This is a genomic window from uncultured Capnocytophaga sp., from assembly GCF_937936315.1.
Taxonomy (GTDB): domain Bacteria; phylum Bacteroidota; class Bacteroidia; order Flavobacteriales; family Flavobacteriaceae; genus Capnocytophaga.
Window position 1 is genome coordinate 1 of the sequence record NZ_CALGWU010000006.1, and the last position, 21,312, is coordinate 21,312.

Annotated in this window: 20 protein-coding genes; 12 read left to right on the top strand and 8 right to left on the bottom strand. The window is 40.7% G+C overall.

Annotation, left to right across the window (positions count from 1 at the left end; all coding sequences use genetic code 11):
- The 7 genes from Q0162_RS01135 to lnt all read right to left on the bottom strand — a co-directional run.
- A partial coding sequence (locus Q0162_RS01135; protein WP_297887788.1) for a WG repeat-containing protein occupies positions 1-370 on the bottom strand: 370 nt, incomplete at its 3' end.
- A 20-nt stretch (positions 371-390) separates the two neighbouring features.
- A complete protein-coding gene (locus tag Q0162_RS13225; RefSeq protein WP_157668367.1) occupies positions 391-630 on the bottom strand; it encodes a WG repeat-containing protein in 240 nt (79 codons plus the stop codon).
- Entirely contained in the window at positions 576-968 is a 393-nt protein-coding gene (locus Q0162_RS01140) for a transposase (RefSeq protein ID WP_297887791.1), read from the bottom strand. The genes Q0162_RS13225 and Q0162_RS01140 overlap by 55 nt, the downstream gene beginning before the upstream one ends.
- A gap of 428 nt (positions 969-1,396) precedes the next feature.
- Positions 1,397-2,536, bottom strand: a complete 1,140-nt coding sequence (locus Q0162_RS01145) for a lactonase family protein (RefSeq protein WP_297887795.1) — start codon at positions 2,534-2,536, stop codon at positions 1,397-1,399.
- Positions 2,537-2,541: 5 nt separating this feature from the next.
- The gene (locus Q0162_RS01150) at positions 2,542-3,930 is read right to left on the bottom strand and encodes an aromatic amino acid ammonia-lyase (RefSeq protein WP_297887798.1); all 1,389 of its coding nucleotides are present in this window, start codon (positions 3,928-3,930) and stop codon (positions 2,542-2,544) included.
- 34 nt (positions 3,931-3,964) lie between these two features.
- A complete protein-coding gene (locus tag Q0162_RS01155; protein ID WP_297887801.1) occupies positions 3,965-5,254 on the bottom strand; it encodes a hypothetical protein in 1,290 nt (429 codons plus the stop codon).
- Between the two features lie 13 nt (positions 5,255-5,267).
- Entirely contained in the window at positions 5,268-6,863 is a 1,596-nt protein-coding gene (gene lnt, locus Q0162_RS01160) for an apolipoprotein N-acyltransferase (protein ID WP_297887803.1), read from the bottom strand.
- Positions 6,864-6,969: 106 nt separating this feature from the next.
- Between lnt and Q0162_RS01165 the strand changes: the two genes are divergently transcribed.
- The 6 genes from Q0162_RS01165 to Q0162_RS01190 all read left to right on the top strand — a co-directional run bounded on the left by Q0162_RS01165 (position 6,970) and on the right by Q0162_RS01190 (position 13,276).
- Positions 6,970-7,344 (top strand): hypothetical protein, encoded by a 375-nt coding sequence (locus Q0162_RS01165; protein ID WP_297887806.1) that lies wholly within the window; start codon positions 6,970-6,972, stop codon positions 7,342-7,344.
- A 67-nt stretch (positions 7,345-7,411) separates the two neighbouring features.
- A complete protein-coding gene (locus Q0162_RS01170) occupies positions 7,412-10,120 on the top strand; it encodes a calcium-translocating P-type ATPase, PMCA-type (protein WP_297887809.1) in 2,709 nt (902 codons plus the stop codon).
- 150 nt (positions 10,121-10,270) lie between these two features.
- Positions 10,271-10,753 (top strand): SMI1/KNR4 family protein, encoded by a 483-nt coding sequence (locus tag Q0162_RS01175; RefSeq protein ID WP_297887812.1) that lies wholly within the window; start codon positions 10,271-10,273, stop codon positions 10,751-10,753.
- Entirely contained in the window at positions 10,750-11,484 is a 735-nt protein-coding gene (locus Q0162_RS01180) for a hypothetical protein (protein WP_297887815.1), read from the top strand. Before Q0162_RS01175 ends, Q0162_RS01180 begins: the two co-directional genes overlap by 4 nt.
- A gap of 75 nt (positions 11,485-11,559) precedes the next feature.
- Positions 11,560-12,141 carry a LemA family protein gene (locus Q0162_RS01185; RefSeq protein ID WP_297887818.1) on the top strand — a complete coding sequence of 194 codons (582 nt, stop codon included), beginning with the start codon at positions 11,560-11,562 and terminating at the stop codon, positions 12,139-12,141.
- Positions 12,142-12,145: 4 nt separating this feature from the next.
- Positions 12,146-13,276, top strand: a complete 1,131-nt coding sequence (locus Q0162_RS01190) for a YgcG family protein (RefSeq protein WP_297887821.1) — start codon at positions 12,146-12,148, stop codon at positions 13,274-13,276.
- Between the two features lie 63 nt (positions 13,277-13,339).
- On the opposite strand, the gene holA is transcribed toward Q0162_RS01190, so the two are convergent.
- A complete protein-coding gene (holA, locus tag Q0162_RS01195) occupies positions 13,340-14,356 on the bottom strand; it encodes a DNA polymerase III subunit delta (RefSeq protein ID WP_297887825.1) in 1,017 nt (338 codons plus the stop codon).
- Between the two features lie 36 nt (positions 14,357-14,392).
- Between holA and Q0162_RS01200 the strand changes: the two genes are divergently transcribed.
- The 6 genes from Q0162_RS01200 (at position 14,393) to Q0162_RS01225 (ending at position 21,307) form a co-directional block, all read left to right on the top strand.
- Positions 14,393-14,848: a type I restriction enzyme HsdR N-terminal domain-containing protein gene (locus Q0162_RS01200; RefSeq protein ID WP_297887827.1), complete on the top strand. Its 456-nt coding sequence runs from the start codon at positions 14,393-14,395 to the stop codon at positions 14,846-14,848.
- A complete protein-coding gene (locus Q0162_RS01205) occupies positions 14,845-15,822 on the top strand; it encodes a glycosyltransferase family 2 protein (protein WP_297887830.1) in 978 nt (325 codons plus the stop codon). The genes Q0162_RS01200 and Q0162_RS01205 overlap by 4 nt, the downstream gene beginning before the upstream one ends.
- A gap of 376 nt (positions 15,823-16,198) precedes the next feature.
- The gene (locus Q0162_RS01210) at positions 16,199-17,107 is read left to right on the top strand and encodes a YbbR-like domain-containing protein (protein ID WP_281639414.1); all 909 of its coding nucleotides are present in this window, start codon (positions 16,199-16,201) and stop codon (positions 17,105-17,107) included.
- The gene (gene coaE / locus Q0162_RS01215; RefSeq protein ID WP_297887833.1) at positions 17,104-17,694 is read left to right on the top strand and encodes a dephospho-CoA kinase; all 591 of its coding nucleotides are present in this window, start codon (positions 17,104-17,106) and stop codon (positions 17,692-17,694) included. Before Q0162_RS01210 ends, coaE begins: the two co-directional genes overlap by 4 nt.
- A gap of 41 nt (positions 17,695-17,735) precedes the next feature.
- On the top strand, positions 17,736-18,425 hold the full coding sequence (locus Q0162_RS01220; protein ID WP_297887836.1) for a cytochrome c3 family protein: 690 nt from the start codon (positions 17,736-17,738) through the stop codon (positions 18,423-18,425).
- 23 nt (positions 18,426-18,448) lie between these two features.
- The gene (locus Q0162_RS01225; RefSeq protein WP_297888076.1) at positions 18,449-21,307 is read left to right on the top strand and encodes a 4Fe-4S dicluster domain-containing protein; all 2,859 of its coding nucleotides are present in this window, start codon (positions 18,449-18,451) and stop codon (positions 21,305-21,307) included.
- Positions 21,308-21,312: the final 5 nt, after the last annotated feature.

Here is a 21,312-nt window from a genome sequence, read left to right on the forward strand (position 1 = left end):
TTACTAAAGCTAATCCTTCTGAAAATCTATCTGCATAATCATACTTTATAGGAATCACTTCTTTACCTGTTTTATCTATAAAACCCCATTTGTTATTTAGCCTAACGTTTGCTAATCCTTCTGAAAAACCCCAAGCATTATCATACTTTATAGGGATCACTTCTTTACCTGTTTTATCTATAAAACCATATTTTTTATCCAATCTTACCATTGCTAATCCTTCATAATATTTATCTTTCCAAGCGTACTTCTTTGTTTGTTGCACAGGCTGGGCAGACGGCTCTTTTTTTACCTTTTCTTCAGGTAGCAGCCCCTGTCCATAACCAAGGGTAGCAGTTAGTAATAGAGTGTAAAGTAATATATTTTTCATGTTTGTAATATTTTTAAAAATTATTTGGCTATGGGGTGTCCTGCTGGGGCTTCATCACAAAACTCTGCACACTCACCTTTCTTGTTTATTTCAAACCATCTATCAAGTTTAGTGGGGCGAACTAAAGCTACTCCTCCTGAGAAACTTTTTGCATCAAAATATCTTGTAGGAATAACCTCTCTCCCTATTTTATCAATAAACGTGTTTAAACTTTTTTGAGGAACTTGGAGATAAACCCTAATAAAAGCATTCCAATCCAAGTTACATCAAGATACTCATATCTCATTATCAAACCTTTATATCCGTCAAGCCAACCATTTGCTTGTTCAATCTTAAACCTATTTTTGTACAATTCTTCATCAAAATAAACATCTGGTTGCTCTCCATTTCGGGGATTAGGTTTAATATTTGCTATAATTTCTTTGCTTTCTAAAAACTCTCTAAGAGATTTGCTATCAAATCCTGCATCAGCATTGAGAAACAGTCCTTTGTGTTCTATTCCTGCTTCTTCTAATAAAGCTAAGATTTCTTTTAGTACTTCTTCTATTTCATATAAGTCATTGTGATTTTCAGCCTTAGGACTCCCCATTGCTATCATTTACCCTTTATTATCACACAAAAAAATGCTATTTGTGGTTACGGATTTTTTTCTTGCTTGATAGCCTATAGATTCTCCTTTTTGCCGACAACGTGTATGACTACCATCCAATTGAACGCAAGACATATCTAATTTTCTTTTCTTCTTGCTTAATAGATTCAACCATATTCGCTGAAAGCTACCGTCTTTACTTTCCTACACTTAAAAAGGGAATAATCCAATTATTTATTGTATCTTTGCCCAAAGTTCCTGAATTTTGGTGTTTTTCTCAAACACAAAATTACTAATTTTCGGGAACTTTTACTTTATTACAGAAAAAAGTTTAAACAGCTTCACTATCAAATAAATACATTATAAAGTCTTTGACTTTATCTTTTAAAGATTTCATTTTTTGGTTTGTTTAATTTTGTGCGACAAAAGTAGTGTTTTTAGTTGGATTTTCCAAACACAATACACGTGGGTCTATCTACTTCTATCGCTTGGGCGGTTTCAGTCAGTTCGCCAGTTGCTTCATTACGCTCAAAAACCTGAATTTTATTATCATCTCGGCAAGCTACTAAAAGGTATTTACCATTAGGAGTAATCGCAAAATTGCGGGGATGAATACCTGTGTGTTGGTAGCCTATTTTGCTTAAAGTACCTTTCTCTGGGTCGATAGCAAAAATTGCAATACCGTCTTTCTTTAATCGGTGGGAGGTGTACAGAAAACGCCCATCAGGACTGATATGTATATCGGCACTACCACGCCCGCCACCTTCATCAGCCATTATGCGCTGTATCTCTTTCAGTTTGCCTTTGCGATAACTGAGCACCACACATTCACCTCCTAATTCGTTGATAAGATAAGCAAAACGACCGTCTTTACTAAATGTAAGATGACGAGGTCCTTGTATGGTATCACTAATGCGATAAGCAACTTTCATATCCTTGAGCACTTTAACGCCTTTTGAGGCTTTCCGTGCTTTGTAACGAAAGCGATACACACAATTTTTCCCTAAATTAGTGACTAATACATATCGTCTCTCAGGGGTAGGAATGATACAATGGATATGAGATGTACTGCCGTGTGAAGTTTCTACAAAGACTATGTGTTGTACTTCAGCTTGCAATCTCCCTGCAGCATCTAATGAGAAAACACTGATGTCGCCTCCCGTATAGTTAGCTGTGATGACGTATTTGCCGTCACTTACGATATGGCAAGGGTCAGCTCCTGCTCGAGGCAAGTATTCTTTAGGAGCCGTAGGCAGGAATACAGGGTTACTTAGTTGCGCTTTGTCTTCACTCACATCAAACGAATACGCTCCTTGTCGCCCGTCGTTATACTCGCTTACGGCATATAGGCGTTTTCCATCGGGCGATAAGGTTACAAAAGAAGGATTGGCAGCGGTGGCACTGCTCAGCTGTTGAAAAGTACCGTTCTCCTGATTGAAACGATAGGTGTAAATTCCTTTAGAATTCCCTCCTTCGGTATAAGTGCCTATATACATTATCAAGTTATTATCTTGGGCAAAGGTGATGAATGTTAATAGTGCAAAGACTATAGTTAAAAACGTTTGTAATTTCTTCATAAGTTCTAATTTTGTGCGCTATTAAAAAAATGTATCGTGTGCTCTATTTGCTTCTTGAGGGTCGTTACTTCCTCATCTGTCATAAAACTGAGATATTCTTTAAACAAATCAGAATGATAGTCGAATTGTTTCTTTTTCCACTGCGAAGTAGCCAAAATCAATTCAATAGCTAATATTTCTTCTATATTCTTCACTACTTGTTCGCATTTGATAGCCGAACTACCTCCCATTCCTTTAATATCTATCGTTTTTTCAAACAAAATAGGACTTTCGATGCTCGCAGGGGTAGAAAGACGACGGTTTTCATTCAATATTCCTTCTATGATACGCTGGAAGATAGGGTAATCTATTTCAGTTTCTATCTCTTTGCCGATATTTGAAAGCAAGTAGAACACACGCCGTTCGCTGATATTGCCCAAGCTGGTGAGGGTAATCGCCAAAAAGTCCATTGCCAAGGTGAGGGGCAGGGTATGCGAGTTGCCTCCAAAGATGATTTCTTGGCTCTCAGGGAAGAGAATAGGGTTGTCGGTAACCGAGTTCATCTCGGTTTTAATCACTTTGCGAATGGCTGCAATCGACTCGCGCACAGCTCCGTGTATTTGAGGGATAGAGCAAAAGGCTTCGGGCATAGACGAGAAGGCTTGCGCTTGTGTAGCGAGGGTGCTGTCTTTTAGCAGGGTGCGCAAATGCTCGGCTGTTTCTACAAGTCCCTTATGTGGTCGCACTATTTGCATAGCTTCCGAAAATGCTGAGAGGTTCCCTCCAAAGGCTTGGGTAGAAACTGAGGCTACAAAGTCTGCCCACTGAATGATTTGTAACGATTTGCTGAGGTTGTAGATGCCATAAGCGGTCGTAAGCTGAGTGCCGTTGAGCAGGGCATCGGCTTCGCGCATCTCCAAAGATAGAGGTTGCCAACCGTATTTAGCTTCCAACTCTTGTGCCGAATAGATTTTGTTGTGTATACACACTTCGCCTTCACCAAAGAGAGGCAGAGCGAGGTGTGCCAGAGCAATGCGTTCATCAGGGATGTCTTTAGAATATACCACCGGCAATACTCCTTTGTTATAAAAGTCGATGAGGCGTTGCACCAAAGCCAATCGCACCCCACTATAGCCATAGGAGAACGATTGTATTTTCAGGAAGAGCATCAGTTTGACAATCTCATTGGGGATACGCTCGCCTATACCACAAGCATAGTGGCGCAACAGGGCTAACGAGCCCACCGAGAGTTGATTTAGAAAATTAGGCTCTTTCTGGATATAATCACTGAGAAAGCGGTGGCACGTTTCGATATTTATCACCGCCTCTTCTGAGAGTTTTAGTTGTGTGTCGCCTTCTACAATTGCTATAAGCTGTTCTAAAAGAAGGACTTCGTTAGAAATATAGTGTTCCATATTAGGAGATAGGGGGTTAGGGGTTAGAAATTAGCTACTTCACCATATACAATTGTCCTGTTATAGATAACAATTGATATTGTAGCAGTTGGTTGCTATACAGATCTACTTTTTCAAACTTTTCAAATTCTTCATTGTCTTTACTAAGGTAATAAGTAGGAGTTTTTAGAGCGACAGCTTCAGATGTCCACATATAAGTATTGGCTTTAAAAGAGATAGAAGCATTGTTTAAACGCAGTTGCATAAATAGCTTTCCTTCTCCCCCTTCATCAAAAGTTTTTTCCACCAGAAAGTACTGAGGTAATATCTTACGGCGTGTGTAAGTGCTTTGAAAGTCACTATAATAAAAATCGTCAGCTCCCAATTTTATAAAAAGAGGAAATACGGGAGTACTCTCAAAAAAAGTTTTTTTAAAAGAGGAAATGTAATGAGTAGAACAAATATAATGAGGCATCCCGTCTTGAATAAAGACTACGATACTCTCTTCATCAAAAGTAGTGTAGTACTTTTGCTCATTAGGTGACCATTCTATGTTATTAACTTCTATTTCATAACAAGTAGGCGTGGATAGATGGTTTTTAGATATATAACTTTCCACATCGTCTTCTTTCCAAAAATCAGTACCCTCAACGGCTTTCATCGGACGAAATTCGGGGTTGCCATCTATAGCCCAAGTACTGTAAGAAAGTGTATAAGTATCAATGATATATTTATCTTTGATATGAAACTCTCGTTTCTGTTCCTCAGCTATATTGAGAGACAAACTGTCAATTATTTTTCCTGAAGTATCGAATTTTAGGAAATATGGTGGAAAATCAGGATTATCACCGATATAATAATCTTCTTCTCCTTTAGGCTTCACATAGTATGCAAGCAAACAATGTTGTTTATTGAAGAACTTTTCCTTAAGCGAATACTCTCCTCTTTCTTCAAGTGGTATAATTGTTTTTCCTTTTTGAAAAAGAGGTTTATCAGAAAGTTGAGGATATTTTTTTACGCTTTTAGGCAATAGCCAATGTGATTTCTGTACGATGTAGATTTCTGTCAAGTCTCTTTTATAGAACTTATATCCCCCTATTAAAACAACTATAAGAGTACTTATCCAAAATATTTTTTTGACATTCTTGTAGAAATAACTGTAGTAACAAAGTAAGCCTAATGCAAAAGAAATAGGTATAAATGAGATTATCAATTCTATTACTTCATCAATAGACAGTCCTGTGGATAGGTCAAAAAAAGCCTCACAAATAAATATACAAATAATATATAGCACTATAAAGCCGATGCCTGCTAAAATCGCTAAAAATATATTAGGTTTCTTCATTTGTTGTTAGTTTTTAGACGGTTTCACGTTTCCTTAACACTGCATACAAAAACACAAAAAACGCCAAGAAATACGCAATACGGGCGATGTAATCACCCATTTGCACATAGAAAGTTATTTCATCATTTAAGGCAATAGTGCCTTTCAAACTGCCTTGAGTGCCATAAGGTAGTGTTTTGAGCACCTCTCCCCTACCGTTGATAAACGCCGAAATCCCCGTATTAGCACTGCGGGCTACACTCCGGCGGGTTTCAATAGCGCGCAAACGAGTATAACTGAGGAGCTGCTTATGCCCCTGTGTGTTACGCCACCACGCATCGTTGGTAAGAATTGCCAAAAAGTTAGCCCCTTTCTTGATATAGCCCGTTACAAACTCACCATAAATCGTTTCATAACAGATGATAGGTGCTGCCTTGCCCTCGGTGTCTACTCCTGCAAAAGCGGTGCGCTCAGGTTGGGTGGTTTTCAGCGCTACTGTACCACCAAGATTGATGAGCGTTTCACCCAATATAGGTTTTAGTATATTTTGATACGGGAAATTCTCTACAGCTACTACCAATTTACTCTTGTGATACAGAGGTATTTCAGGATTGCGATTGAGCAAGAAAGCCGAATTGTAATCGTTATACCAAATACCATAAGTAGAGATGTAGTTGCTTTGGGAAGTGGTATGTGCTTCATCTCTCACAAACTCAATCATTGCAGTGCCTCCTACCCAATTGAGTTTAGGATAACGCGCTACGCAAGTGCGCAACCTATCTATCTCTGGTGCATAAGGCAATTCGTTCAGTTTGATATTCTCGGCAAAGACCGTTTCAGGAGTGAGGACGAAATTTACTTTATCGTCTAATTTATCAGCGGTGAGTTGCAACAACAGATTGCTTACTTCTTGATTTGAAAGTGAATATTTCTCGGCATAAGGGTCGATATTAGGTTGCAAGACTATTACATCAACTGTTTTCTTGCCTGCTTCACTATAATTGAGGTATTGGAAATACGAAATCACTATAGGCAGAGCAAAAAAGAGCATTGCCAAGCCTACTTTTCGGGAGAGTGCCTTACGGTTTTTAGTCGTAAGATAGTTTTCAATAGCTAAAAATAAGATGATATTCACAATCCACACCCATAAAGAGCCCCCAAAAGTACCCGTATATTCGTACCATTGTATCCACGTAATTTGTTCGGAGAAAACATTGCCCAAATTGAGCCAGGGCCAAGAAACATCCCAAGTGAGGTGAAATTTCTCAAACGAAATCCATATCGCTACTAAGAAGAAAAGCGCCACTTTGCGATTCATTCGTTTGGCTACAATATGATAGAGGAAGAAAGTAAGGGTCATCAGTAGTGTATTTGCCAAAATAGCAAAAATTGCCCCTATTTGAGTAGAATACCATATCCACCAAGTAGTGGGGATATTCCAAGTGAGGAATGCTAAATAAGAGAGTGCAAACACTTTGCGCTTGGTATGGCGATAATCGCAACGGATGCGCGCTTCCATTAGCAAGAGAGGAATTAAAGCAATGAATATCAAAGCTGTAAATCCGTAGGTTACCCACGATCCTGCGAGTAAAGCCCCTGAGAGTAGGGCAAGAAGTATGTTTTTCTTCATAATGATGAATAACGAATAACGAGGCAAAGATAGTAATAAATTGTTAATTAAGCAATTTGCTAATTAACAAATTATTCTTATTTTTGTCGCCAAAATTATTATTAGAATGGATACATTTCAGAAAAACAGCTCTTTTGGAGCTCCGCGCTCTCAAAGTGCTAAAAAAACTATTATCAACCTCTTAGGAGTGATTACCCTCGTTTTGGCAATTTTTGTACTTATTGCTTCGTTTATTCCTATGATTGGTGAAATTGCTTTTATAGGAGGGGCAGTGGTTATTCTGTTGGCTGCTATCGGTTTGTACTTTGCTGCTATATACGGCATAGGCAAAGCTTTACTAATTGTTGCACTATCGCTTTCGATAGCTGGCACGGCTATTTCAGTGAAAAAGTTTATTGATTATCACGATGCACACGCTTCCGAAATACACTCAGGTGGATCGGGTGGCGGATACCATCACAGCTGGGGCGATGATGATTAGCCAATATATCAATATTGCTAATTTTCTAATTATATCTATCTTTGCACTTTAATTATTTTAAATAACTATGGCAGAAAAACACCATTACAAAGGGCTTACCGATGCGCAAGTCCTTGAAAGTCGTGCCAAACACGGCGAAAACTCTCTCTCATCAGTAGAGGGTGAACCTCTATGGAAGCAATTCTTAGAGAAATTTACTGACCCTATTATCATCATTTTGTTGGTAGCCCTTGTTTTTTCATTTGGGGTATCTGCCTACGAATATACGGTAAACAATGTGGGTATTAGCGCTTTCTTAGAGCCTGTGGGTATCCTCTTTGCAGTGCTCTTAGCTACTGGGGTAGCTTTCTATTTTGAACAGAAAGCTAACAAACAATTTGAAATCCTCAATCAAGTAAATGATGAAATTTACTATAAAGTAATTCGCAATGAACGCATTACGCAAGTACTCAAAAAAGATATTGTTGTAGGTGATGTGGTTATCTTAGAAACAGGTGAAGAGGTGCCAGCCGATGGAGAACTTCTTGAAGCTGTATCGTTGCACGTGAACGAATCGACGCTTACTGGAGAGCCTATGGTACACAAAACTACCAATCCTGCCGATTTTGAAGCTGAAGCTACTTATCCCTCTAACTACATCTGCCGCGGGACTTCAGTATCCGATGGACACTGTATTTTTGAGGTGAAAAAAGTGGGTGATGCTACCGAATACGGCAAAGTGTTTGAAGGTGTACAGATAGACAATAGCATAAAAACACCACTCAACGAGCAGTTAGACCATTTAGCAGGAATGATTACTAAAATTAGTTATGCAATAGCTGCTTTGGTGATTGTAGGTCGCCTTATCGTGTATTTCACCAGTGCTGACCATAGTTTAGACACAATCGACTGGGTATCGTTTGGAGGTTACCTACTCAACACCGTGATGATTGCCATTACCGTAGTAGTAGTAGCCGTGCCCGAAGGTTTACCGATGAGTGTTACCCTCAGTTTGGCATATAGTATGCGCAGTATGATGGCTACTAACAACCTCGTGCGCAAAATGCACGCTTGCGAAACAATGGGGGCTACTACCGTGATTTGTACCGACAAAACGGGTACGCTCACCCAAAACCAAATGACCATCTACGAGACTTTCTTCAACGCGGGAACCGACGAGAAACTTATAGCCGAATCTATGGCTGTGAACTCTACCGCTTATCTCGATTTCACCGATAAAGATAAACCTAACGTATTAGGTAACCCTACTGAAGGGGCTCTCCTTTTGTGGCTCTACAGCAAAGGCACTAACTACTTGCCGATACGCGAAGAGAGCGAAGTATTACAACAACTCACCTTCTCTACCGAACGCAAGTATATGGCTACTTTGGTACAATCGCCTACTCTTGGCAAACCTGTGTTGTACGTAAAAGGAGCCCCTGAAATTGTAATGACTTTCTGCCACGAAGGCGGTAAATTCCTTTCTGATATTTCACAAGGCGATTTCGAGGCTAAACTTTTGCAATACCAAAACCAAGCGATGCGCACTATCGGTTTTGCGTATAAAGTGATTGACGACCCTAAAGCTGTAATTTCCGAAAATGGTAAGCTCGTAGTAAACGGCTTGCACTTTATAGGTATCACTGCTATTTCTGACCCTGTACGCCCTGATGTACCTGCTTCTATTGAAGAATGTATGCACGCAGGCATTCAGGTGAAGATTGTAACTGGAGATACTCCTGGTACGGCAAGAGAAATTGCTCGCCAAATACGTTTGTGGGACGACAGTTGCACCGACCGCAACCAAATTACCGGTGTAGAGTTTGCCGCAATGAGCGATGCCGAACTTTTAGACCGCATAGGCGACCTACGTGTGATTTCACGCGCACGTCCGCTTGACAAAGCTCGCTTAGTAAACTTACTCCAACAAAAAGGTGAAGTAGTAGCTGTAACCGGTGATGGTACTAACGACGCTCCAGCCCTCAAAGCTGCGCAAGTAGGTCTTTCAATGGGTGATGGAACCTCAGTAGCTAAAGAAGCCTCAGATATCACCATTTTGGACAACTCATTCAGCAGTATTGGTAAAGCCGTAATGTGGGGACGCTCACTCTATTTGAACATTCAGCGTTTTATCCTCTTCCAGATGACTATCAACGTAGCAGCGTGTATCATCGTGCTTATTGGGGCTTTCTTAGGGGTAGAATCACCGCTTACTGTAACCCAAATGCTTTGGGTAAACCTTATAATGGATACCTTTGCTGCTTTGGCGTTGGCATCATTGCCACCAAGCAACCGCGTGATGAACGACAAACCACGTGCGCGTGGCGCTAATATCATCAGCTCTCCAATGGCAAAAGGCATCTTTGGGGTAGGAGGATTCTTTGTATTATTGCTCTTTGGTTTCATTCAGTATTTTAAGAATGAAGACATCACAAGTCTCACCGAGTTCTCTATCAGCGATTATGCAAGACATTTCTTCCATTTTGGAGCTCCCGAAGGCAGTTTATCAGCTTATGAACTTTCCTTATTCTTCTCAATATTCGTATTCTTGCAATTCTGGAATATGTTCAATGCCAAAGCCTACCGCACTGGCAAGAGCGCATTCAACAACCTCGGTAAGAGTCAAGGATTTATGCTCATCGCCTTAGCCATTGTATTAGGACAGGTGTTCATCACTACTTTCGGTGGACAGATGTTCAATGTAACACCTCTCAAATTGGTAGACTGGGCAATTATCATTGGTGCTACCAGTGCAGTACTCTGGGTAGGAGAAATCCTTCGCTTAGGTAAAAAGTAAGAGATAAGAGGTAAGAAAATAAGAAAAGCACAATAGCTAATCATTTTAGTTATTGTGCTTTTTTGTTTTCCAAAGTTTGCTAATTAAAATAATAGCATTATCTTTGTGAAGTTCTTTTAATCATAAAAATGAACAAGAGCCCTCAAAACTATGGAACACTTCACTAAAAACTTAGCAACCTTACAAAAGCTCCTTACAGAAAGTAATGGCGCTTTTGTGCATTTTGGCAATGAACAATACCGTTTTACCCAACAAGCAACTATTACCCCTGAAGAAATAGCTGATTTTGAAGCTCAGCACCACATTAAGTTGCCCGAAACTTTCAAAACTTTTCTCATTACCTTGGGAGCTTGTACCCTTTTTGAAGACGAACGAGGTTTTGCCTATCAGTTTTTTCCTCCTAATCAATGGGAAACCTTTTCAGCTGAAGTATTTGAAGGTACAGGTGAATATCTCTTCCCAAAAGTTTTATTAGTGTGTTACCCTAATGGCGGTCATCAAGCGGGATTTATCACTACCCAACCCGATGTTTTTGGCACGTTCTATTCGGATATTCCTCCTGAATGCTGGGAAGAAGACACTGAATTACTGTCTTTTGCCGATTGGCTAAACGAAGAAATGGCTACACTATGAGAAAAGAAGTCATCACTATTGTTGCTATCATTTTGCTTCTTTTAGCGGGAGCAGGATTCCTTTTTGTTAAATATGCCCAACAGAAAACAGGTGTTTATTACGCTGAAAAAGAAAGCAGACTCTACCGCTACTACTACGATTATTACTACGCTCATAACAAACGTTTTTCGGCTACTGAATTTTTAAAAGTTCTATCACACAAAGACCCTGAACTATACGAATTGCTGAAAAATGGCAAAATCGTATATTACCCAAAAGAAGAAGGTTTTGCCTACCAAAGATACGCATCGTCACAAAATTTTGTAAGTTTTGATGATTTTACCTTTGCAAAATTCCTATTTTCTGATGCTAATATAGCCATAGACCCCATAATGTCTTTTAGCAAAATAAACTATGAAACTGATGTGATATATCAGTACAAAAACGATAGTTTTATAGAAAAAGAGGCATTCAATAAACGGTTACTGATAGATAAATACACTCAGCTATTGCATTGTAAAAAACCTTTTTTAGAAGAAGATTGCCTCTCCTACAACTACAATTTATGCAAAGAGGCAACCGCGGTGATTTTCCCCAAAGAAGTCGTTTTTGTAAAATCGAGTTTTGAAGCTGAAAGTGAAACGATTATCAAGCAAGTTTTGCAAACACACTACACTAATACTAACGATACACTTATGGTAGTGGTAAATTTCCCCAACCTCAGCGAAGCAAAATGCTTGAATATCAATTGACCATTGATAATTGGTTAATTGACAAATTATTACTATCTTTGCCCCAATATTAATTTTTTAAGTTAAAAAAAAAGAATGAAAAAATCAACTCTTATCCTTATTGGAGCTGTAGTGCTCATAGGAATATTTGCTGTTTCAACCTATAACGGTTTGGTAAACAAACAAGAACAATTGCACAGCGAATGGGCGCAAGTAGAAACTCAATACCAACGCCGTTCCGACCTCATCCCTAATCTTGTAGCAACAGTTCAAGGTTATACCAAACACGAAAGTACTACCTTGAAAGAGGTTGTTGAGGCACGCAGCAAAGCGACACAAATCAACATCAACCCCGAGAAGTTAGATGCCGAATCATTAGCCCAATACAATAAAGCACAAGGAGAACTCTCTCAAGCCCTCGGTCGTTTGCTAATGGTTACTGAATCCTACCCCGACCTGAAAGCAAGTGAACAATTTACAGCCTTACAAGCAGAATTATCAGGTTGTGAAAACCGCATTGCTGTAGCTCGTAAAAACTACAACAGCGCAGCAAAAGACTATAACACCTCTCGCCGCCGTTTTCCTAACAACCTCTTCGCTTCAGCTTTTGGATTTAATGAATCTGCTTATTTTAAAGCCGATGAAGGTAGCGAAAAAGCCCCTAAAGTAAGTTTCTAAAAAAATGAATAACAAGCTGTTACCTCTACTATTTTCCTTTCTCATTGGCATAGGGCTCACCTCTGCCCAAAAGGCTTATACGGTAAAGACAGTCCCTAATGTACAATTGCAGGACAGTCGACAGTATACTACCGACCCTCAGCACTTGCTCACAGCTGCCGAGACTGAAAGTCTTAATGCTATCTGTAGGAATTTGCGCGCTGAAAAAGGAGTGGAAATGGCAGTGGTAGTCTTGCCTCGCTTTACCGACGATTATGCCGATATACGCGATTTTGGTTATGAACTTTTTACTGAATGGGGATTAGGGCGAAAAGACCAAGACAACGGCTTACTAATGCTCTTGATCACCGAACCCGAGCAGCGAGCTATCACTATAGAAGTGGGGTATGGCTTAGAAGGGACTCTACCCGACGGCTTGTGCAAACTCATACAAACGCGCACAATGATCCCTCTGATGAAGAAAGGACAATATGGTGCTGGACTCATTGCAGGGGCTGAAGAAATACAAAAAGTCATCTCAGGCGATTCCTACTTACCACAACTACTGGAAGCACAAGAAAACTCAAGTTGGTGGGAAGAAATAAAAGAAATGTTTTCTGGAATATTCTATAGTGCCATAGCTTTTTTCTTTTTTATCCTTATGATTTTTGGAAAGACTAGAAAAGAAATAAAAGAACAAATGGCTAATCCTGCTATATCACCTTATGTGAAGTATCTAACTATAGAAAATGTAAGCATCTCAAAAAATTACATTCCTCGACTGATAATCTTTTTCCCTATATTGCCTTTTGCTATCTATTGGTATTACCATTGTAAGCGACTCAAAAAGCAATTGCTGGCTGAGATGATTTGCGAAAAATGTGAGCGCACAGGCACCTCCATTGCCGAAAAAGTAACCCGTGATACAATAGGTGATTACATAAAAATTACAGTGCAATTTCGTTGCAAAAATTGCAACCACCTGCATACAGAAGAAAAGAGCTTCAAGATTGAACACAACCGTAATTACCGACGAGGCATTGGCTTTGGGGTAGGTAGTTCCTTTGGAGGTGGTAGCTTTGGAGGAGGCGGCAGTTTTGGCGGTTCGTTTGGAGGAGGACGCTCTGGTGGTGGTGGCGCCTCTACAAGATTTTAAAATAATCAATCATTAACAAAAAAGCTGTCTAACATTTTATCTTTGTTAGACAGCTTTTTATGCTTATTTCTCACGCAACATTACAATCAGTTCTTTGCGAAGGTCAGCTTCTGTGAGGTTATTGGTAGCTCCTACACCTTTCCTTTTTAGGTCAATTTGGCGCAGCGTAGCAATGATAGCACTCACACGTTTCATAGGGTAGTGTTGCGCCCCCGAATAAAACTCTTTTATAAAATAAGGATTTTCTTTCAATACTGTCGCTACATTCTTTTCACTTTGGTCTGTGAGACCATGAAATAGCAATAACTTTTGAAAATAGTTATAGAGAACAGTGATAGTTCCACCTAAAGGGTTATCCTTAGGATTATCGCTAAAGTATTTGAGGATACGTGCTACCTTATAGGCATCGTTTGCGGCAATAGCACTCTTGAGTTCAAAATTGTTAAACTCCTTGCTAATACCTATATTTTTCTCTATAATATCGGGGGTTACTTCAGTATTTTCGGGGACGATAAGGGCTAATTTATTCACCTCATTTTGTATCCTACTCAGGTCGGTACCTAAGAAATCTACTAACATTTGTATGGCTTTAGGTTGAATGCTGAGGTGTTTTTTCTTCAATACATCTGGTAACCAAGCTACTACTTGGCTTTCATAAAGTTTTTTGCTTTCAAGTAATACGCAATCTTTGTTCTTTTGTAAGGTTTTCAGCAGTTTTTTGCGTGCGTCTAACTTTTCGTATTTGTAACAGAATACCAATACCGTTGTAGGGGTAGGATTCTCTACATAAGGCACTAATTGGTCGATAGTAGCTCTGAGGTTTTGGGCTTCTTTAATGATAATCACTTGGCGGTCGCTCATCATTGGGAAACGGCGTGCATAATCGATAATCGCAGGTACTGTTACATCTTGACCGTAAAGCACAATTTGGTCGAAACCCTTCTGGTCTTCTTGCAGCACGTGATTTTCAATGTAATCGGATACTATATCTATGAAATAAGGTTCTTCACCCATCAGAAAGTAGATAGGAGCGATGATACCTTTTTTTATGTTGCCTACAATGGTTTTTACTTCATTCATAGTGCAAAAATACAAAAAATATTCTACTTTTGCAGTATGGAAGTATTAAATTTCAAAAACTACCCTTTTCGCACTAAAGTAGCCGATGAGAAACTGTGGATATTTGATGTGATTCGTCGGAAATACGTGGTGTTACAGCCCGAAGAATGGGTGCGCCAACACGTGGTGCATTTTCTCATTGAGGAGAAAGGTTACCCTAAATCGCTTATCAATGTGGAGAAAAAGCTCTCTATCAATGGGCTCACCAAGCGTTACGATGTGGTAGTATATACTAAAATAGGAACAGTGCTCTTAGCAGTGGAATGCAAAGCGCCTAATATACCTATTACCCAACATACTTTCGACCAAATTGCGCGCTATAACCTTACCTTAAATGCACAATATCTAATGGTTACCAACGGCATTACACATTACTATTGCCAAATGGACTACCAGCACAGTCAGTATCATTTTTTAAAAGAACTCCCTCATTACAACGACCTCTCACAATGACTCTTGCCATCGTAATACTCAATTGGAACGGCAAAAAGCTGTTAGAACAATTCCTCCCCTCGGTAGTGCGCTACTCGCCTGAAGCGCAACTCTACATCGTAGACAATGCCTCTACCGATGATTCTCTTGATTTCGTGCGCACCCACTTCCCTGAAATACATATTGTAGAAAACCCCACTAACAGCGGTTATGCGGGAGGCTACAATCGCGCTTTACAACATATTAAAGCCGATGTGTATTGCCTGCTGAACTCGGATGTATTAGTAACTGAAGGTTGGCTCTCCCCTATCCTGCGCACTTTTGAAGAGGAACGCATTGCAGTGGTACAGCCTAAAATTAAAGATGAAAAACGCCGCACACATTTTGAATATGCCGGCGCGGCAGGTGGTTTTATAGACCGATATGGTTTTCCGTATTGCAGAGGAAGGGTATTTGAGACTATTGAAGAGGACAAAGGTCAGTATAACGAGACTTTCCCCGTACCTATTTTTTGGGCATCGGGGGCGTGCTTTTTTATACGTGCAGAGGTATTCCACCAGTTAGGAGGTTTTGACGAAGATTTCTTTGCCCACCAAGAGGAAATAGATTTGTGCTGGCGATTGCACCACCTCGGCAAACAAGTGGTGTATTGCTCCGAAAGTACTGTCTATCACGTAGGAGGGGCAACTCTCACCGCTGCCAACCCTAAAAAAACCTACCTCAACTTCCGCAATAGTTTGTTTATGTTGCTGAAAAACCTACCCGCTAAAGGACTCTATACTACAATTTTCTTACGTATGGTATTGGACGGCATTGCAGGAGTGCGTTTCCTTTTACAAGGCAAGCCGCGTTTTACGTGGGAAGTGATAAGAGCGCATTTTCATTTTTATAACCGATTTTTCTTCTTTAAAAAGAAACGACCTTCAAAGCTCATTACCAATTATTACCAAGTGAAATCCATAGTGTGGGAATATTTTGTTTTAGGTAAGAAGTAACAGATAACAAGTAGTGTGTGTATAAAAAAGAATGAGGTTTAAAAACATAATGTATAATAGAAATCTATCAGCAATTGGGCTGCTATCAGTATTTTTATCGATAATGTCTAAATCTAAGTTTTTTTGTATATGAGAAGTGGATAAAATCGATGTCTGCAATGATGTAGCCCAAGCGTTTTTCAATTCTAAGGCAAAGACCTCCCGATGAGCCCTAACCCTATAATAATTACTTTTTCAAAAGTAAATAGCAAAAGAGGAAAATAGAAACACTAAGACAGGAATAATTTGGCAATCTGCAAATTGCTAAATTTGCTCATTTGCCAATCATTTCATATCTTTGCCCTCATTATTTGGTTACTCGTAATTTATTGTTGCTATGAACCGCCGCAACCTCACTTTTATAATATGCCTCATCCTATCAGTTTTTATCTGGTCGTTAGTAAAACTTTCTAAAAATTTACTTAGGGAAGTATCTATCCCTGTGACAGTTATCAATCCCCCTGCCAACGAGGTATTTCTGCCTTCTGCCCCTAATTTCGTGAGAATTGTAGTTGAAGGTAATGGCTTTTCTCTTTTGAAATCCTACCGGCAAAACCCTACCCTCACCGTTGATTTTACTGACCTGCAAGAGGTGAGTGAACACTTCTATACACTCTCCAAAAACAGTAAAGACAAGCTGAGCAATACTTATCTCGCAAACTTCAAAATACGCTCGGTAGTCTCCGATACGCTACAACTGTATTTAGCGCCTAAACACACTAAAAAAATCCCCGTAGTGGTACATCTAAACGTGGAATACCCTAAGGAATACCAACTCACAGATCTAAAACTCTCCCCCGATTCGGTAGTGGCATCGGGTAGCCAAAAAGTGATAGACACGCTCTCTCAAGTTGTTTTTCACTATCATAACAAACGCCCTATAAAGGATAATTTCAGTGAAACTTACACGCTCAAAAGCACGCCTTTGGTACATTTCAACACTCATAAAATAGCAATGCAAGCCTTTGTAGACAAAGTGAGTGAGCAAGAATTGCGCGTACCAGTGAAGGTGATGGGGGTACCGAAAAACAGTCAGGTGAAAATTTTCCCTGATGAGGTGAGTGTGCTCTGTACGGGGGAATTAAACCTACTTAAAACACTCACTCCTAACGATATAGAAGTAACTGCCGATATGTGTGAAGCTAATGCAGGGCATATCCCACTGCAAATTAGCACTAACAAACGACGTATAAAAGTAGCTCTAATGAACGAAACAACAGTTGATTTTCTCATACGCAAAGAATGATGGTAGTAGGACTTACAGGAGGTATTGGCAGTGGCAAGAGCACTATAGCCAAAGCATTTGCTGCCTTAGGTATTGCAGTATTCAATTCAGATGAACAAGCTAAAGCACTCATCGCTACCGATGCGCAGGTAAAGGAACGCATTATCGCTGCTTTTGGTGAGGAGGCTTACCACAATGGAGAATATAACCGCGCTTATATCGCCCAGATTGTGTTTAACAATTCTGAGAAATTGGCGATACTCAACGGCATTGTACATCCTGCCCTTGCAGAATATTTTAAACGATGGGCAAAGGAGCAAACTTCACCTTATGTGCTGAAAGAAGCCGCTATCCTTTTTGAGAGTGGAAGCTACAAGGATTGTGATTATATCATCACAGTTACAGCGCCTGAGGAAGTGCGCATTGCCCGCGTAATGGCGCGCGACCATTGCACCGAAGCCCAAGTGCGAGCGCGTATGGCACAACAATGGAGTGATGCCCAGCGCATTGCCCTTTCAAATGCGGTGATTGAGAACATCGATTTGGAAAAAGCAAAAAAAGAAGTAAAGAGAATTAATAACGAGTTACGAATGACGAGTTACGAATGACGGACGAAAGTTTTTGTTAATTGTTAATTATAAATTGTTAATTGAAAAAAATTATCATTATATCAACCCTTATTATTGCCTTTTTAGGCATTACTTACGCTCTTTACGCCTTTCTGATGCAGATAGGGGTAGATGAGGGCTATGAACCTATACAACCTATTCACTTCTCTCATAAAATTCACGCAGGTGATAACCAAATCGATTGTAAATATTGCCATTCAGGAGCGCGGACTTCGGCAGTAGCAGGCGTGCCTTCTCTCAATGTGTGTATGGGCTGCCACCTTACTATCTCGGAATATGAGGGTGAGGAGGACACTGCCAATGGTTACACCAAAGATTTTTACACCAAAGAAATCAAGAAATTATACGAAGCAGTAGGCTGGGACGAACAGAAATTTCGCTATGCCGGTACTGCTAAACCTGTGCAGTGGATACGCATTCACAAACTCCCCGACTTTACTTATTTCAATCACAGTCAGCACGTAACAGTGGGTGGGTTGGAATGTCAGAAATGCCACGGCGAAGTACAACAAATGGAGGTGGTACACCAGCACGCGCCTCTTACGATGGGGTGGTGTATAGAGTGCCACCGCCAAATGCCAGCAAATGCTAACAATCCTTATTATCAGCACTATGAAGAAGTGCATAAGGCTTTGGCTAAAAAGCTAAATGTAGCCAAACTAACCGTTGCCGAAATGGGAGGCTTAGAATGTGCAAAATGCCACTACTAATAATTACGAATGACGAGTTACGAATGACGAATGAGAATATACATAATATATCAACATCACGGCGGGATTTCCTAAAATTCTTAGGTTTTTCTACAGCAGTGGCTGCCTTGGCAGGTTGCGAAGGGGCGGTACACAAAACGATTCCGTATGTAATACAGCCCGAAAGTATTGTAGCAGGTGAAGCCAATTATTACGCTACTTGCATAGCCGATGGTTTTGACTTTGCCAGCGTACTGGTGAAAACTCGCGAAGGGCGACCCATTGCTGTATTGCGCAACCCCGAAGCCAAAGCAGGAGGGGCTGTGAATGCAAGGATATTGGCATCGGTATTGAGTTTGTATGACGAGCATAGAAACCCATCCCCTACCCTCTCTCAAGGAGGGGAATTGTGGCAACAGCTGGATACTAAAGCCATTACAGCTTTAGAGAAAGCAAAAGCTGAAGGCAAGCAAATAGTGATGCTCAGTCAAACACTCGCAAGTCCGTCGAGTTATGCCTTAATAGAACTATTAAAAGAAAAATACCCCACCTTTAAGCTCGTAGAATACGATACCATATCAGAAGAGGCTACTATCAGAGCTTTTGAAAAACGTTGTGGACTGCGCGCGATGCCCGATTACGATTTTAGCAAGGCAAAGCTCATCGTTTCCTTTGATGCCGATTTCTTGGGCGATTGGAATGGCGGAGGCTATGAAGCAGGCTATGTGCAAGGGCGTATTCCTAGCAAAGCAAACGGAATGTCGCGCCATATTCAGTTGGAAGCCAACCTCAGCCTTACAGGCGCTAATGCCGATGAACGCATTGCCCTCACCCCTCAACAACTGAAAGTAGCTTTAGCACAATTCTATATTTTTTTAACAGAATATCAAACTTCTCATCCTGAAGATCTTTCTGCTGAAATCAATGAAAAACTCAAAGCAATAGCCGATGAAGTAAAAAAAGCGGGTAGCGATGCCGTAATCATAACAGGTATTGACAAGGACAATGCCCAAGAACTCACCTTTGCCCTAAACAAAAGACTGAAAAGCAAGGCTTTTATACCTGAAACACCTATACTTACCCGCAAAGGAGATGTAACGTGGAAATTCAAACCATTGCTCACCGATATGAACGAAGGCAAGGTAGGCGTTCTCTTTATCAACAATCTCAACCCTTTATACAGTTTGCCTAACGCCGAAGCGTTTGCCGCAGGCTTGAAGAAAGTACCTTTTTCGGTATCCTTTGCGATGCGCGCTGATGAAACTGCCCAGCAAACGACCCTTTGGGCGCCTCAACCACATTATTTAGAGTCGTGGGGCGATGTAGAATTTAAATACGGGCACTACGGACTGATGCAGCCTTGTATACGTCCGCTTTTCAACACCAAACAATGGCAAGACTGTTTTCTGCAATGGGCAGGACACAAGGAGAGCTATTACCATTTTATCAAAGCTCATTGGGAAGCTCATATCTTAAAAGGATTTTCTTGGGAACAAGCCTTACACGATGGCACATTTGTAGATAATGAAAAAAGATTTGATTTTGAACAACAAGAAGAGGAACGACTAAGTTTATTCCGTACCAAAGAATCTTTTACCGATATATCTATCTCTCAATTGCTTATAAGCCAAACGGAATCGCCTTTTGAACTCACTCTCTACACTAGCACCGCTTTGGGAGACGGGCAACAAGCTAACAATCCTTGGCTACAAGAACTCCCCGACCCTATCCACCGCACTACGTGGGATAACTTCCTCACGATGCACCCCACCGATGCCCAAACCTTAGGCATTGAGAATTGGCATACTGCCGATGGTGCTTTGGACGGACATCAGGCGAAAATCAGTGCTAACGGTAAAAGTATTATTGCTCCCGTACTTATCACCCCTGCACAAGCGCAAGGCAGTGTGGGGATTGCCTTAGGTTATGGGCGCAAGGCAGGCATACAAACCGAAATGCAAATAGGCGTGAATGCCTTCCCTCTTTATAAAGACCATTGTAAAAATCAAGGCGTACAGATAGAAAAAGCAGACGGTACACACGAATTTGCCTGCTTGCAACTGCAAAATGAATTGGTAGGGCGTAAAAATATCCTGAAAGAAATCAGTTTAGATACTTTCTTAAACTCCTCTGTGGAAGTGTGGAACCCTCAACCTTCTAAAACCAAGAAAGCCTTTACTACCCCACATCACTTTAAACTCTCTATCGACCTGAATGCTTGCACGGGTTGTGCGGCTTGTGTAATCGCTTGTCACGCCGAGAACAATGTGCCCGTAGTAGGCAAAGAAGAAGTGCGTCGCTCGCGCGATATGCACTGGTTGCGCATCGACCGTTATGAATCAAGAGAAAACGAACAAAGGTGCGTAGGCTTTCAGCCCGTGATGTGTCAGCATTGTAATAATGCCCCTTGTGAGACTGTCTGTCCCGTAATCGCTACCGCTCACGGACAGCAAGGACAAAACCAAATGGCTTACAACCGCTGTGTAGGCACGCGCTACTGTGCCAACAACTGCCCTTACAAAGTACGCCGGTTCAACTGGTTTCAGTATAGTGAAAACAAGCAGTTCAACTACAATATGAACAACGAAATAGGGCGTATGGTGCTCAACCCCGATGTAACGGTACGTTCGCGAGGGGTAATGGAAAAGTGTTCCCTCTGTATCCAGAACACCCAAGCGGTAATACTGAAAGCCAAAAGAGAAGGTCGTGCCGTTGCCCCAGGAGAGTTTAACAATGTAGTGGCTTGTGCCGCTGCTTGTAATACAGGAGCTATGGTATTTGGCGATGCTAACGAAGAAGGAAGCAAAATCGCCCAACTCAGTGCCAGCGATCGTATGTATCAGCTTTTAGCAGAACTCAACACCGACCCTAATGTGGTGTATCAAGTGAAAGTTAGGAATTAGGAGTT

Coding starts and splice junctions, on each gene's coding strand:
- Q0162_RS01150 (WP_297887798.1), bottom strand. CDS start 3,930: ATGGAACACTATATTTCTAACGAAGTCCTTCTTTTAGAACAGCTTATA.
- coaE (WP_297887833.1), top strand. CDS start 17,104: ATGATGGTAGTAGGACTTACAGGAGGTATTGGCAGTGGCAAGAGCACT.
- holA (WP_297887825.1), bottom strand. CDS start 14,356: ATGAATGAAGTAAAAACCATTGTAGGCAACATAAAAAAAGGTATCATC.
- Q0162_RS01205 (WP_297887830.1), top strand. CDS start 14,845: ATGACTCTTGCCATCGTAATACTCAATTGGAACGGCAAAAAGCTGTTA.
- Q0162_RS01190 (WP_297887821.1), top strand. CDS start 12,146: ATGAATAACAAGCTGTTACCTCTACTATTTTCCTTTCTCATTGGCATA.
- Q0162_RS01165 (WP_297887806.1), top strand. CDS start 6,970: ATGGATACATTTCAGAAAAACAGCTCTTTTGGAGCTCCGCGCTCTCAA.
- Q0162_RS01175 (WP_297887812.1), top strand. CDS start 10,271: ATGGAACACTTCACTAAAAACTTAGCAACCTTACAAAAGCTCCTTACA.
- Q0162_RS01155 (WP_297887801.1), bottom strand. CDS start 5,254: ATGAAGAAACCTAATATATTTTTAGCGATTTTAGCAGGCATCGGCTTT.
- Q0162_RS01185 (WP_297887818.1), top strand. CDS start 11,560: ATGAAAAAATCAACTCTTATCCTTATTGGAGCTGTAGTGCTCATAGGA.
- Q0162_RS01200 (WP_297887827.1), top strand. CDS start 14,393: ATGGAAGTATTAAATTTCAAAAACTACCCTTTTCGCACTAAAGTAGCC.
- Q0162_RS01180 (WP_297887815.1), top strand. CDS start 10,750: ATGAGAAAAGAAGTCATCACTATTGTTGCTATCATTTTGCTTCTTTTA.
- lnt (WP_297887803.1), bottom strand. CDS start 6,863: ATGAAGAAAAACATACTTCTTGCCCTACTCTCAGGGGCTTTACTCGCA.
- Q0162_RS01170 (WP_297887809.1), top strand. CDS start 7,412: ATGGCAGAAAAACACCATTACAAAGGGCTTACCGATGCGCAAGTCCTT.
- Q0162_RS01225 (WP_297888076.1), top strand. CDS start 18,449: ATGACGAATGAGAATATACATAATATATCAACATCACGGCGGGATTTC.
- Q0162_RS01145 (WP_297887795.1), bottom strand. CDS start 2,536: ATGAAGAAATTACAAACGTTTTTAACTATAGTCTTTGCACTATTAACA.
- Q0162_RS01210 (WP_281639414.1), top strand. CDS start 16,199: ATGAACCGCCGCAACCTCACTTTTATAATATGCCTCATCCTATCAGTT.
- Q0162_RS01140 (WP_297887791.1), bottom strand. CDS start 968: ATGATAGCAATGGGGAGTCCTAAGGCTGAAAATCACAATGACTTATAT.